Source organism: Armatimonadota bacterium (genome assembly GCA_016223145.1).
Lineage (GTDB): Bacteria > Armatimonadota > Fimbriimonadia > Fimbriimonadales > Fimbriimonadaceae > Nitrosymbiomonas.
In genome coordinates, this window is record JACRPN010000005.1 from 346,219 (window position 1) to 359,900 (window position 13,682).

Annotated in this window: 9 protein-coding genes; 2 read left to right on the forward strand and 7 right to left on the reverse strand. The window is 61.9% G+C overall.

Annotated features, from left to right (window positions below):
• Positions 1-29 precede the first annotated feature (29 nt).
• Positions 30-1,034, reverse strand: coding sequence for a sialate O-acetylesterase (locus HZC36_03870; protein MBI5706109.1), 1,005 nt, complete (start codon positions 1,032-1,034; stop codon positions 30-32).
• A gap of 320 nt (positions 1,035-1,354) precedes the next feature.
• Here HZC36_03870 and HZC36_03875 point away from each other — a divergent pair, with 320 nt between their 5' ends.
• Complete coding sequence (locus HZC36_03875) at positions 1,355-3,937, forward strand: family 78 glycoside hydrolase catalytic domain (protein MBI5706110.1); 2,583 nt, start codon at positions 1,355-1,357, stop codon at positions 3,935-3,937.
• A 2-nt stretch (positions 3,938-3,939) separates the two neighbouring features.
• Here the strand turns inward: HZC36_03875 and HZC36_03880 are convergent, their stop codons facing one another.
• The 3 genes from HZC36_03880 to HZC36_03890 form a co-directional block, all read right to left on the reverse strand.
• Positions 3,940-5,550 carry a hypothetical protein gene (locus HZC36_03880; GenBank protein ID MBI5706111.1) on the reverse strand — a complete coding sequence of 537 codons (1,611 nt, stop codon included), beginning with the start codon at positions 5,548-5,550 and terminating at the stop codon, positions 3,940-3,942.
• A gap of 252 nt (positions 5,551-5,802) precedes the next feature.
• Positions 5,803-6,348: a glycoside hydrolase N-terminal domain-containing protein gene (locus HZC36_03885; protein ID MBI5706112.1), complete on the reverse strand. Its 546-nt coding sequence runs from the start codon at positions 6,346-6,348 to the stop codon at positions 5,803-5,805.
• Between the two features lie 17 nt (positions 6,349-6,365).
• Positions 6,366-7,385, reverse strand: coding sequence for a sialate O-acetylesterase (locus HZC36_03890; GenBank protein ID MBI5706113.1), 1,020 nt, complete (start codon positions 7,383-7,385; stop codon positions 6,366-6,368).
• A gap of 134 nt (positions 7,386-7,519) precedes the next feature.
• On the opposite strand from HZC36_03890, the gene HZC36_03895 reads away from it, so the two are divergent.
• Positions 7,520-9,214, forward strand: a complete 1,695-nt coding sequence (locus HZC36_03895) for an alpha-L-fucosidase (GenBank protein ID MBI5706114.1) — start codon at positions 7,520-7,522, stop codon at positions 9,212-9,214.
• Between the two features lie 140 nt (positions 9,215-9,354).
• Here HZC36_03895 and HZC36_03900 read toward each other — a convergent pair whose 3' ends face one another.
• The 3 genes from HZC36_03900 to HZC36_03910 form a co-directional block, all read right to left on the reverse strand.
• A complete protein-coding gene (locus tag HZC36_03900; protein ID MBI5706115.1) occupies positions 9,355-10,737 on the reverse strand; it encodes a sulfatase in 1,383 nt (460 codons plus the stop codon).
• Positions 10,738-11,164: 427 nt separating this feature from the next.
• Positions 11,165-12,607, reverse strand: a complete 1,443-nt coding sequence (locus HZC36_03905; GenBank protein ID MBI5706116.1) for an SDR family oxidoreductase — start codon at positions 12,605-12,607, stop codon at positions 11,165-11,167.
• A complete protein-coding gene (locus tag HZC36_03910; protein MBI5706117.1) occupies positions 12,604-13,533 on the reverse strand; it encodes a MerR family transcriptional regulator in 930 nt (309 codons plus the stop codon). The genes HZC36_03905 and HZC36_03910 overlap by 4 nt, the downstream gene beginning before the upstream one ends.
• Positions 13,534-13,682: the final 149 nt, after the last annotated feature.

Consider the following 13,682-nt stretch of genomic DNA (forward strand, 5'->3'; position numbering starts at 1 on the left):
CGGTTCCGGATGCCAGACCATCGGGTCCGTCACCTGACCCGCAGAAGCCGCTTCATCGCTTCGCCCATGGCTTGGCCGATATCCCAATAGGTCCCCGCGTTGCAGTTCCAGTGGTAGCCCTGGTTGTTTGGCGACAGCTCGGCCGGCCGCCAAAACCCGCGCGTACCGACGAATACCACGTTGCCCTTGAACTCCGGCTCCTCGGCGACGTCGGCTTGGGCCTTCATCAGTGCCAAGGCGCGCGCGTTCTTCTCTTCGGGACCGCCCTGTCCAGTTTCTGCAATGACGAAAGGCAGCTTGGGAGCGCCGAGATCCTTGCGCATGTCGCGGATAAAATGGGCCATGTTGCTCTGGTATTCGGCGACGAATTGCTCGTTGATGCGGTCGTTCCAGCCCTGATGCCATCCAAAACCCGACAGCACGTATTTTCCGTCGCTTCCGGGAACGAGCTCTTTGATACTCTCGAGCGCCGCCTTCACCAGCGACACGGTCTCGCGGTAGTACTTGCCCACGATGCCTGGGTCCTGCGCGATGGCGGCATCGTTCTTCTCCCCAACCGAGCAGGGCACTTTGCCCGCGCCGGGCGGTCGAAAGTCCACGCCCAGGCTCTTTCCACCCCATGCGCACTTGATGAGCAGAACCGGCTCCTTGAAGGCATCCCCCATAACCCATCCGAAGCCGAGTTCGGGGCCGATCCGCTCCTCGTTCGCGCCGTAGCCTGTCGTTAACGGACCTTTGCGCTCCAGATAAGTGATGAGCACGTCGTCGCGCTTCTTCCATGCTCCGTCCTTGTCGAGCAACGACGCAAACGCTTTCGCCGTTGCCGGGTCCTTGGTGAAGAACTCCAGAGACCCCTTCCCACCGTTGCGCTTCTCGTCGGCGGCCACGAATCCATGCCCCTCCATGTTCGACTGCCCCGCGAGGATGAACACGCGCACGGGTCTTGCCCAAGGCGCGTGTTCCGCTAAGGAGTGATTGGCTGCAACGATCAGGAAGAGGCCTGCCAGGAGCGAGTACGACGTTCGTCGGTTCATGGGCTCTGTTTCGACCTTCTTGGTTCGATTCCTTTGCGAGTCGAGAAGCCGGCCGAGCTTGGCGATGCGGCGGGCCAACAGGCCATGCAAGAATCGCCTACACTTCGAGAATGACCTTGCCGATGGTTCTTGCGTCGCTTCTGGGGTCCTTCTCGTGCGCAGCAATGGACGCCCCTCGAAATCCTCTGTCAGCAAGGAACCTAACTTGCGAGTTTCGCCAAGATCCCCTGGGTGTCGACGTTGCACATCCAAGGTTGGGTTGGACCCTTGACGGGACTTCCTCGGTACGGACCCAACGCCAGAGTGCGTATCGCGTGCTCGTGGCAGCCTCTATTGAACGGCTCGTCAAAGATGACGGGAATCTGTGGGACAGCGGAAACGTATCGAGCAGCCAACAGAACAATATCCCCTATCAGGGTCTCGCGCTCAAATCCGGACAGACTTGCTACTGGAAGGTGCGCGTTCGCGATAACGCCGGACAATGGTCTTCCTGGAGCCCAGTGGCGCGTTGGGAAATGGGCCTGCTCAGCCCCGGAGACTGGAAGGCGCTGTGGTTGGACGACGGTAAGCCAGTCCCAGCATCGGACGCCGACTTCTATAAGGAGGATCATGCGCCGCTGTTCAGGAAGGAGTTTTCGGCGTCGAGGAAGATCAGGCGGGCTCGCCTTTCCATCGCCGGGCTGGGATACTACGAGGCCAGCCTGAACGGGAAACGGGTCGGCGACCACGTCCTAGACCCCGGCTGGACCGCGTTCTCCGAGCGCGTCCTCTATGACACCTACGACGTGACGAAGATGCTGGTTCGAGGAAGGAACTGCATCGGCGTGACGTTGGGCAACGGGTGGTTCAACCCGTTGCCGATGCGCATGTGGGGGAGCCGCAACCTGCGAGACGCACTGACGACGGGACGTCCCCGTTTCATCGCGCAATTGCGGCTTGAATATGTGGGCGGGGGCTCGGATACGATCGTATCCGACACCTCATGGAAGGTCGGGGAAGGCGCAATCCGGCGAAACAACGTCTACCTTGGTGAGGTCGTGGATGCCCGGCTGGATCCAGCCCTCTGGGGCCACGTCGGATTCGACGACGCCAAGTGGCGCGCTCCGAGCGTCGCCGCCAAGAAGCTGGGCAGGCTCTCCTCTCCCACCCATCCGCCAATTCGTGAGACCAGGCGTTGGAGCGCCGTGTCCGTGAAGGAGCCCAAGCCCGGGATCTATGTGTACGATATGGGCGAGAACTTCGCCGGCTGGGTGAGCCTCAAGCTCAATGTCCCCGCGGGAACCCAGGTTCAGCTCCGCTACGGCGAACTCCTGTATGCCGACGGGACCTTGAACCCCATGACCGGCGTGGCCGGCCAGATAAAGGGGCTCAAGCGAGGCTCGCAGGAGAGCGTCGGGGGTCCGGGTGCGCCACCTGTGGCGTGGCAAGCCGACACCTACATCGCCCGAGGAGGCCGCGAAACCTATCAGCCCAGGTTCACGTTCCACGGGTTTCGCTACGTCGAGGTGAGCGGGGTCCCCAAGCCTTTGCCTCTGGAGGCGGTGGTCGCTTCGCGGCTGAACTCGGACCTGGAAACAGCCGGATCGTTCGAGTGCTCCGATCCGATGCTCAACCGGATCCAGGCGATGTGTCGGCGGACGTTTCTCTCGAACGTGTTCAGCGTCCAATCCGACTGTCCGCATCGAGAGAAGTTTGGTTACGGGGGCGATATCGTAGCGACGAGCGAAGCCATGATCATGAACTTCGACATGGCCGGCTTCTATCAGAAGGCCGTCCGGGATTGGTCGGACAGCGCCCTCAAGGATGGAATGTTCACCGACACGGCGCCGTTCGTGGGCATCCAGTACTGCGGCGTCGTTTGGGCGATGGCCCATCCCTTGCTCATTGATCAACTATTCCGCTACTACGGCGACTCGTCTATCAGCGAAGAGCAATACGATGCGGCGAAGAAGTGGCTGGCGCTGGTTGAGGAGCGCTATCCGAACGGCATCGTGACGGATGGCCTGAGCGACCACGAGGGGCTGGCCCCAGCGCCCGCGCCTGACATGGTCACGCCGATGACCTTCCATACCGCGAACCTGCTTCGCCGAATGGCGGATCGCCTGGGGCGAAAGGCGGACGCGGCTCATTTTGCCGATTTGGCGGGCAAGATCCAGAGCGCGTACGTCGCGAAGTTCGTGAATGCCGAGACCGGGAAGATCGGGCCGGGGACGCAGGCGAGCCAGTCCGTCGCCCTTTACTCGGGCATTGTCCCAGAAGTTATCCGTCCGCAAGCGTTCGCGTTCCTGGTGAAGGACATCGAGGCGCACGCCGGCCACCTGACGACAGGGATCATCGGCACGAAGGCGATGCTTGACGTCCTATCGCGAAACGGAAGGGCGGATCTGGCTTACGCCATCGTTTCGAAGAAGGACTTTCCGAGCTGGGGATGGATGCTCGAAAACGGCGCAACCACGCTTTGGGAACATTGGGAATTGAGCGACAACACGTTCTCGCATAACCACCCGATGTTCGGATCGGTTAGCCAATGGTTCATGCAGTGGCTTGGCGGGATTCAGCCCGGTCCTGAGAGCCGGGGGTTCGACCGCGTGTCGATCAGCCCGCGCACGCCGGAAGGGCTGAAGTGGGTGAAATCAAGCTACCGCAGCATTCGCGGGAAGGTCGTGAGCAACTGGGCCCGTGAGGGAAGCGGGATCACGTTCGAGATCGAGATTCCGGCAAACACGGTGGCCAGAGTATCGCTTCTGGCGGACTCGGTGGCCCACGTGCATGAGAGTGGCCGTCCGCTGGCAAAAGCTCAGGGCGTCAGCAATGTCATGACGGACGGACACACCGTCGAGTTCGAAATTGGCTCAGGAGCCTATTCATTCTTCGTAGCGTCTGACAGGAATGCTCAGGAATAGCCTCACTCAAACACAATTTCCAGCGAAATAGTCTTCATTGCGGGAAGGATTGTCTGGATCGTCCGCGTGCCAACAGCCGACGAGACCTTTGTTCCGGCACCGGACGCCACAACTCTCTTTATCCGCCTCGGAACAGAGATTTCCACCGTCTGAGCCTTCTTCGACAGCAACGTCACGGTGACGCGGCCCGGCTTCCAAGTCAGGCGTTTGACCTCGATCTGGCCGCGACACAGCGCCCCCTCGATCGTCCCGGCGGGCCACTCCCTGGGCAGCGCGGGGAGCAACTGCACCTTGCCGGGCGCGGAGTTCACCAGCATCTGGATGAGCACCGCCGGCAGCCCGCCGCTGACGTCCATGTTGAACAGCGACTTGGGGTTGTGCATCGAAGCGAGGTTGCTCAGCCAGTAGCTGTTCACGAGCCGGACGACGGACTGATAGGCCAGCTCGCCCTCTCCGAGCGTCGCTGCAGCCTGGCCGAGTTGCACGACTCCGAACGACATGAAGCCGGCCTTCTTGTAGTGGTTCTCCAGCTTGATCTCGACGATCTTGCGAAATGCGGCCTGCAGTTTGGGGCTCGCGGCAATCTCGTCCGGCATCCAGTAGTAGAGCGGATAAAGGTGCGAGGAATGCCGGTGGTCCAAGTTGTCCTCGATCTTCGGCGTCAGCCACTCCTTGACCACACCCTGATCGCTGATCATGTAGGGCGGCATCTTGCCCAGCATCGCCCGCCAGACCGGGATCTTCTTCTGGTTGACGCCGAGTTCGCGCAAGGCCGCGATGAGGTTGGTGAGAAGCTCCTTGGCGGCGGCCACGTCCATGGTCGCGTTGAAGGAGCCCTGCGAACCCGTGTTCTTGGCGAAGTTCTCCGGCGAGGTCGTCGGGCTGAAGACGTACTTCCCATCGGGCCCGAGGTAGAGGTAGTCCTCGAAGAAGAGAGCCACCTCCTGCATGAACGGCAGCGCGTGCTCCACCAGGAACTTCCGATCACCTGTGAACAAATAGTAGTCATAGAAGAAGTGCGCCGCCCACGGCGCCCCGGCCACCCACATGCCGCCTGCGAAATCCGGCGCGAGCGCGTTGTTGAAGGCGGTCGCCGAGGACCTTGACGGCAACACCATGCCGCGCGCGCCGAAGATGTGCTTGGCGTTGACGCGCAGGTAGGGCGCCATGGACTCGATGTACGACGTATAGGCGAGCATGAGTTCGGGATTGTTGCCTGGGAGCATCGCTGCGATCGCCGAGGGCACATTGCCGTTGTGCGTGAAGTCGCTCGCCCAAGGCGGCACGTAGGTCCCTGCCCAAATGCCCTGCAAAGTCGGCGGCAGGTCGCCCGTGCAGCAGATGATGTTGTACCGGCCGGCGTCGAAAACCTTCTCGGTCAGCGCGCGGGAGAGGTTCTCGTTGGTCGAGGAGGCCAGAAGCTCTTCCGAGGTCTTCTTGGCTTCCGCGCCGCCGCCGAGGTCCAGGCGCATCCGGTCGAACATCGCGCCGTGGATCTTCGCGTGCTTCTTTAGCAGGCCTGCGTAATCGGGTGCCAGACGGTCCAGCGCCTTCTTCATGGGCTCGATCAGGGGCTTCTCGGGATCGTAGATCGGCTCGATCTTCGTGAACACGAGCACCTCGTCGGCGCCCTTGATCGTGAGGACGGAGCCCTTGACGCTCGCCTCGCCGCCTGGCGCGACGACCCGGCAAACGGCTTCGAGCCGGTGAATGCTCCCCGGATAGGCGCGCGTGAACGTGCTGGAAAACGTCAGGTGCGCGGAATCCGCCGTGCAGACGACGTTCGAGACATGGCTCTTGAACGTCTCCTCGGAGGCTTGGAGGGTTTTGGCGCCAAGCTTGGGATCGAGTGAGCGCGGCGTCAGTTACAGAGCGCAGTCGACGCTTCCCTTCCCCGGGCCGGTAATGCGCAGCACGGCGACCCCGTCGGCGCGCGACACGAACAGCCTTCGCTCGTACGCGCCTCGGCCATCGGCCCAATACACCGCAGCCTCCGCCGTACGGAAATCGACGCTCCGCGCGTAGTCCCGCACCGACCCTTTCGCGGGCATCGTGAGGCGCATGTCGAACCCAGGAACGAACGGGTCCGGGTACATGAAGCTCTGCTGGCCCGAGAGGTCGAACGCGAGCCGCGTCGCCTGTTTGTAGAGGCCGCGATTAATGAGGCTTCTGACTTCAGCGAGCCGTGACGAGGTGTCCGGCGGGGCAAGGGGAGGCCGCATCGGCAGGAACATCCGACTGTGCGTGAACACGATCGTCTCGTCGAGCGGCCGGCCGAAGACGTTGGCGCCGATCGTGCCGTTGCCGCTCAGGAGCCCTTGCTCCCAAGTCTCGGCGGGCGTCGTGCTGACGAAGCCGCGTTCAGGGTGCGGCAGGCCCTGCCCGGCGGCACTTGAGGGTTGACAAGTCATGGCCAGTATTGCAGCGGTCAGGAGCGTCGTCGAGAAGGTGAGTGAGTTGTCCACGTCTGTACGGCATTTTGCCCCAGGGTCTTCATCCCATACAGGCCCAGCATCCCCTTTCCCAGCGCGTCGCCGACGAGGAAGTACGTCTCGGCGTTGCCGAACTCGTGGTGGCCGTGCGTGGGGTTGGGCGAGTCCTCGGGCTTGCGCACGAAGTCGTGCGTGGGCACGAACACCACATTGCCGCCGAGTTCGGGCCTTTCCGCCGCCGCGGCCTGCGCCTTTCGCAGCGCGTCCCAGCCGCCTTCGGCCTTCACCCAGGGGCCGGTGAGTTCCCCGATGACGACGGGCAGCTTGGGAGTTTTGAACTCGCGCCGAACGTCCAGGATCAGGTTGACCAGATTCTCCTCGTATTCGGGCACCGCCGTCTTTGGCTCCACGCCGTCGTTCCAGCCGTGATACCAGACGAAGCCGGCCAACTCGCAGCGTCGGCCCTTGAGTTCGGGGAAGTCCTTGTCCAGGTTGGCGATCGCCTCGCGTACTTGGGCGATCATGAGCGTGTAGTACTTGCCCACCTCGCCGCCGGAAGAGGGTGGGCGGAAGTCCTTGTAAAGGCTCTTGCCGCCCCAGGCCGTCTTGACGAGCAGCACGGGGTTCTTGAAGTGGTTGCCGACGACGTGGCCGAACTGAAGCTCCGGCCCGAAGTGGTGCGTGCCGCCGTAGACTGCGAATCCGACACCCAAAGGACCGACCAGCAGCGGACGGTTCTCGCGCTGGTAGCGCACCCATACGTCGTCGCGCACCGTCCACCGGCCGTCGGCGCCTTTCAAGTGCTTGAACATAGCGGCTTTGGCAGGGTCGGCCATGAGCGTTTCGAGCGTGCCCTTGCCGTTGTTGTAGTCGGGGCCGGCCAGGTCCACGACCGCCTGGCCTTCCATGTTGGATTGTCCTGCGAGGATGAACACCTTGACGGGACCTTTGGGGACCTGCGCCGGCAACGCAAGCCCTGCGAGCATGTGGGCGCCGAGAACGGTCAAGAGCAGCATGACGGTGTTTTACTTCCTTTCGGCGACGGAAGCGGCTACACCCGTGTCGTGAGGTCTGATGGGGTGCGTCTCCGCAGGCAATTCGGACAATATCCTGGTAGCGTAGCGACATGAGCCCGCTCATTGCCCTCGCCATGCTTTCGTCGCAAACCCCCCAGGCCAGCCCGGATCCCTACGCCAACGAGACCCCCGCCCAGCGGGATGTGCGCATGAAGTGGTTCCGCGAGGCGCGCTTCGGCATGTTCATCCACTGGGGCGTTTACTCGGTGCCCGCAGGGGTTTACGATGGCAAACCGATCGGCGGCATCGGCGAGTGGATCATGCATCAAGGCAGGATCCCGGTGGATCGCTACCGCGCCTACGCCAAGGAGTTCAACCCGGTCAAGTACGACGCCGACAGATGGGTGCGGATCGCCAAGAACGCCGGCATGAAGTACATCGTGATCACGAGCAAGCACCACGACGGCTTCGCGATGTTCGACTCCAAGGCCTCAGACTGGAACATCGTGAAGGCCACGCCGTTCGGGCGCGACCCGCTTGCCGAACTCGCCAAGGCCTGCCAGAAGCATGGCCTCCGGCTTGGCTTCTACTACAGCCAGGCTCAGGACTGGAACAACGGCGGCTCTGCGGCGGGCGGGCATTGGGACCCGAAGCAAGACCGCAACATGACCGAGTACATCCAGAACGTCGCCGTGCCGCAGGTGAAGGAGATCCTCACCAAGTACGGCAAGATCTCGGTGCTCTGGTGGGACACCCCTTACGAGATGACCAAAGAGCGCGCCGACATCCTCCTTCCCCTCTTCAAGCTCCAGCCCGGGATCATCCACAACAACCGCCTCGGAGGCGGCTATCGCGGCGACACCGAGACTCCCGAGCAGTTCGTCCCGGCGACCGGTTACCCCGGGCGCGACTGGGAAACCTGCATGACCATGAACGACACCTGGGGCTACAAGAGCACCGACCACAACTGGAAGTCGAGCAAGGACCTGATCCGGATGCTCGTGGACATCGCCAGCGAGGGCGGCAACTTCCTGCTGAACGTCGGGCCGACTTCGCTGGGCGAGATCCCGCCTCCCTCGGTTGAACGCCTGGCCGCGGTCGGCGCATGGATGAAGAAGAACGGCTCTGCAATCTACGCGACGTCGGCGAGCCCGTTCAAGAAGCTCCCCTGGGGCCGCTGCACGAAGGTGCTCGGCAAGGACGGCGCGGCGCTTTACCTGCACGTTTTCGATTGGCCCACGAACGGCAAGCTGCTGGTGCCCGGCCTGAGGAGCAAGGTGGGTTCTGCCTGGCTTTTGGATGGCGAGAAGAAGCTCGCGGCCCGGAACACGCCCGAGGGGGTCGAGATCGCGGTGCCTCTCCGGGCGCCCGACGCGGTTTCGACCACGGTCAGGCTCATGGTGAAGGGCGAGATCATGATCGAACAGCCGGAGTCAACCTTGAAGCTCGGGGCGTCGCTCGCTCTGACGCCCGATGAGGCGACGCTGCACGGGGAGCTTCAGTCCGAAGAGCGTGGTGGCAAGCCCAACCTTGGCTTCTGGACCGACCCGAAGGACTACGCCGAGTGGACGTTCACCGCGGACAAGGCGGGATCGGTGAGCCTGACGACCGAAATCGCTGCGCCCGCTTCGGCGTCGTTCACGGTCACGCTGGGCGGCAAGACGGCGCGGCTCACCTCTCCTAACACCGGCTCCTACGACTCCTACCACGCCGTGGATCTGGGGACATTCTCGGTGGTGGCGGGGAAGAACACTCTCGTGGTCCGCGCGGTCGCGGAGGGCTGGAAGCCGATGAACCTTCGGGCGATCCAGATGAAGGCTGTGCCGTAGGCTTGCGCTGCTGTCGAAACCCAACCCTTCAGAGCGCAAGCACGATTGCCGGATTTCAGGGCAGTGATCTACCCCAGGGGCAACTGATGAATGCACCTTTTGGGGCGGCCCGTTCCTTCCGGAGTAAGCACCAAACGGCACTAGTCCTGGGACTGAAGTCCGCCGGCCGCGCTTCTTAGCTCCTCCAAACGGCGGCGCATGCGAGTCAGCACGCCCGCTTGTTTCGGATCGATCGCGAGGTTGGTCAGCTCTTTTGGGTCCGTCTTTAGGTCGTGCAGGAACTCGTACGGCGGCTTCTGCTCGAAGTAGCGCGCGTACACATATCGCTCGCCTCGCACGCCTTCCCACTTCGGGATGTAAGGATTCACGAAGAGGTGCTCGCAGAAAAAGTCGCGCCGCCATCTTGGTCTCTCCCCTCGGACTAGCGGCGCGAGGCTCCTGCCCTGGCATTCTTTGGGGACCTTTTGGCCGGCCAGTTCCAGCAGAGTGGGCGCGACGTCGATGTTCAGGGCCAACTGCTCCGCCGACTTGCCCCGTCGGCTGGCGGGCATGCGCGGGTCGACGATGAGAAGGGGGACCCGCAGAGACTCCTCGTAATGAACCCATTTGCCGGAGAAGCCGCGCTCGCCCAGAAGATAGCCATTGTCAGACATAAACACGATGATCGTGTTGTCTGCCAAGTGGAGTCGCTCCAACTCGTCCGTGAGTCTGCCGATCTCGTGGTCCACGCCAGAAATCATGCGGTAGTACGCGCGCACGTTCTTGACGTACTTATTCGGAGTGTCGAACTGCCAGTACCAGCGGATGCGGTTCATGCTCTTTCGGAGGAACTCGGGCTCAGCCTGGAACTGCTTCTCCTCTGCCGGTGTCGGCGTCGGGATAGCCGCGTCGTCGTACAGACCGTCCACGGTCTTGGGCCAAGGATAAAGGTTCTCCAGGCTGCCGTCCTCGGCGTGGGGGCTGTTGAAGCTGACGGACAGGCAGAACGGTTGCTGGGCCGGCTGCTTTTGCAGGAACTCGATGGCGCGATCGGTCGCGATCTGGTCAATATGCCGGATCTCGCCGGACGGCAATTCGCGCAGGAAGGGGTAGCCGATGGGCGACAGCAGATCGAACATCTTGGCCCCTTGCCCTTTCTCCACCGCGATCCCGAACTTGCCGATCAGCCCCGTGCGGTAGCCCACCCCACGCATCAACGAGGGGTAGCTGGTCTCGCAGAGCTGGGCGCCGAGGGGATGTGTGCCGAAGGTGTACCCGTGCCTACGCTCGAAGCAGCCAGTGAGGATCGAGGCCCGACTGGCGGCGCAGATCGGCGTGGTCACGAAGCTGTTTGGAAAGCGGACGCCCTGCGTCGCGAGGCGATCGAGGTTGGGGGTTTTGAGGAACGGATGCCCCAGGTAGCCCGCCGCGTCGTACCGCTGATCGTCGGTCAGGAGGATCAGGAAGTTCAGCGGCTTCGCTGATGGCCTCATGGGCGCAGATGAAATCCCCAGGGCATAGAGCGCCAGCAAGGCAAGGTGCATTTCCAATTCTCCAAGTCCTAAGGGACGTCAGCATTTTGGCAGACGCACCGGAGAGACAAAGAGCCTCTGCGATGCCCTTCTGCGTTCTCTCAGGCACCACTCCGTCGGCCCATCTGAGGCTCCATAGGTGATACGGGTTCCTAAGCTGGTTCCAAAACGAGATGACCCGATATGACCCAAATTGACCCGATTCAAGAACCCTAACCGGGCTTCTTGAGCCCGCCAAGATTGCCATGACACTGAAGGGGTCACTGGTTCAAATCCAGTGCCACCCACCATCCTGCTGAACTTGAATGACGATCGGGTTCCCATGCGGTTCGTCAGCTCCATAAGGTGATCCTTGCCACCGCAGCTGCCTTGTAGGGGTCGGAGTGTTGCCGACGATTCCGGAATCGCGTAGCGAGGCTTCGCGGCCGTGCTGCCATGACTATGGTTTGCGGCCCGGACAGGCGAGAACTCGGCGTCGAATGCCGTCCAGCATCGTGCGAAAGATGACCTGGTGCAGCGGGTACACAAGATACCAGTACGCGAGACCGGCGACCCCCACGGGATCGAAAATGGCCGTCAGTCGGATGGTGCAGCCCGAGTCGCTCTCTTGCACTTCAAACTGCAACCAAGCTCTCCCTGGCAGCTTCATCTCGGCGGCAAGAAGGAGCAGCCTGTCCGGCTCGATTCGTTCCACGCGCCACCAGTCCAGGAAGTCCCCGACCACCAGTTGGTCGGGATGTCTGCGCCCTCTGCGCTTGCCCACGCCCCCAAGGACAAGGTCGATCGCTGCCCGAAGGTTCCAAAGCCAGTCGAAACCATACCAGCCCCGGGCACCCCCTATCTCACGGATGGGGCGAAAAGCCGCTTGGGCTGAGCACTCCACGTGAACGCTTCGAGAGTCCACGAGACGGTTGCCATATCGGCGAATTGCGTTGGTAGGTCGGGTTCCGGACGAGCCGAACGAATCGGACCAGCGCGACTCGGCAAACTCCCTGTCCTCGTTTCGCATTGCCAGCGCTACCGCCTCAGTGAATCTGTGAGGCCGCACCGAGAAATCAGCCAATGCCTCCGTTCGACGAACGACAGAGGCGTATCGAATACTCTCGATAAGCATTCGACCCACGCGCGCATAGATCGGTGTGACGAGCCCGAGCCAAAGGCTCGACAGGTGAGGGGTCAAAACGGGGACTGGGATGATCCAGCGTCGCAAACCCCGCTGGCGCGCGTACTCCAACATCATCTCTTGATAGGTGACCACTTCAGGGCCCCCGATCTCGTAGACCCGGCTTTCAGATGCGTTCAGAGACAGCGCTTCAACCAAATAGTCCAGAACATCCTCGATCCCTATCGGCTGTGCCGGCATCTGCACCCAGCGCGGGGCGACCATTGCGGGAAGCCGTTCGACGAGCGCTCGGATGAGTTCGAAGCTGAGACTTCCCGATCCGATGATCACCGAGGCGCGAAACTCAATGACGGGCACGCCGGTCGAACGTAGGAGTTCACCAACTTCAAGCCGACTTCGGAAGTGACTGGAAAGCTCCCCTTCATCGTTGCTCAGCCCTCCCAGGTAGACGATTTTCCGAACGCCTGCATGCGCGGCCGCTTCGGCGAAGTTCGACGCGCATCGGCGGTCTCGCTCTTCGAAGTCGGGTCCAACCGCCATCGAATGAATCAGATAGTAGGCCGTTTCGACGCCCGCCATGGCTGCCTCTAGGGACTCCAAGTCGAGCGCATCGCCCTGAGCCACTTCGCTGCTCGACGCGTCGGGTAATGGCATCGATCTGGGCCCTCGAACGAGGCACCGGACCTTGTGGCCGCTCTTGGCAAGTCTCGCAAGGAGCCTTCCACCCACGTAACCTGAAGCTCCTGTCAACAGAATCATAAACTCGCCCGCACTGAAGAGAACGTTCGAGCATGGCTGAGCCACTCGCGCAGCGCGCCCATATCCGGGCAGATCTTTGCCCCAATCGCCTCTATTGTAGGGGCATAGCTTGTCGCTGCTTCGCCGCCAACAAGAAGGAACGTGTGCTTCTCCAGCAAAGAGCCAAGCCCGCGAATTTGATTCTCTGTATCAGGATCGCGCAGAGGATACACGAGGCTGATGGCTACCGCTGAGGCACGTGTTCTCGCGGCCGCTTCTGCAATCTCCACTGCAGGCAAGTCGGGACCCAAATAGGTGACATCCCAGTCCATCCTGGCGGCCACGATAGCGGCCAGCATGGCTCCGATTTCGTGGCGGTGACCCGTCGGTGTTGCGGCAATAAGCTTTGGCGCGTCTCGCGAAGGCAGGATCGAAAGCCTCATTCTCTCCAAATGGGTGCGGACCAGTGCGGAAGCCAAGTGCTCTTGAGCGATGCTGAGCTCGCTCGATGCCCACTTTTGTCCGACTTCCCGTAGCAGGGGCACCACGAAATCGTCCAGGAAGGCATCGACGCCAAGCAATAGACTTGCGCGCACGAGAACGGACTCAAAGGACGAAGCATCCAGGCTCTGCAGCGCCCGCATCGCAGAACTCAGAAAGCTTGGAGCCGCCTCTCCAGACCCGACTCCGTCGTGTCTCTCTCCAGGTGACGTCAAGCGGTCGAGGTCCTCTGCCGGCAAGACGGCGATCATGCTGATGCTGTGGCCCAACTCCACGGCACGATGCAGGAGTTTGAGCCGGCGGACGTCTGCTTCGTCGTACACACGCCTGTTGGTGCCTGTCCGCACGGGTGCGATCACCCCGTAGCGGCGCTCCCACGCGCGTATGGTGTGGACCGTCAGGCCTGTCTCTTCAGCCACGGCGCGGATGGAGTAGTAGGAGTTCATAGTGAGATTATGGGCCTCTTGTCTAAATATTGTCAAGCAAGTTTTGAGTCTGAGCAACACAAATGCGGAAAATATTGCGACAAATTCTTGACAAACAATAGACAATGGCTGTACCATGTTCTCGTCGCCCGGTCCCAGAGGGGTGCAGC

What these genes read in the sequence shown, in the direction of transcription:
- HZC36_03895 (MBI5706114.1), top strand. Translation starts at nt 7,520, where the DNA reads ATGCTTTCGTCGCAAACCCCCCAGGCCAGCCCGGATCCCTACGCCAAC.
- HZC36_03905 (MBI5706116.1), bottom strand. Translation starts at nt 12,607, where the DNA reads ATGATTCTGTTGACAGGAGCTTCAGGTTACGTGGGTGGAAGGCTCCTT.
- HZC36_03910 (MBI5706117.1), bottom strand. Translation starts at nt 13,533, where the DNA reads ATGAACTCCTACTACTCCATCCGCGCCGTGGCTGAAGAGACAGGCCTG.
- HZC36_03900 (MBI5706115.1), bottom strand. Translation starts at nt 10,737, where the DNA reads ATGCACCTTGCCTTGCTGGCGCTCTATGCCCTGGGGATTTCATCTGCG.
- HZC36_03885 (MBI5706112.1), bottom strand. Translation starts at nt 6,348, where the DNA reads ATGACTTGTCAACCCTCAAGTGCCGCCGGGCAGGGCCTGCCGCACCCT.
- HZC36_03870 (MBI5706109.1), bottom strand. Translation starts at nt 1,034, where the DNA reads ATGAACCGACGAACGTCGTACTCGCTCCTGGCAGGCCTCTTCCTGATC.
- HZC36_03890 (MBI5706113.1), bottom strand. Translation starts at nt 7,385, where the DNA reads ATGCTGCTCTTGACCGTTCTCGGCGCCCACATGCTCGCAGGGCTTGCG.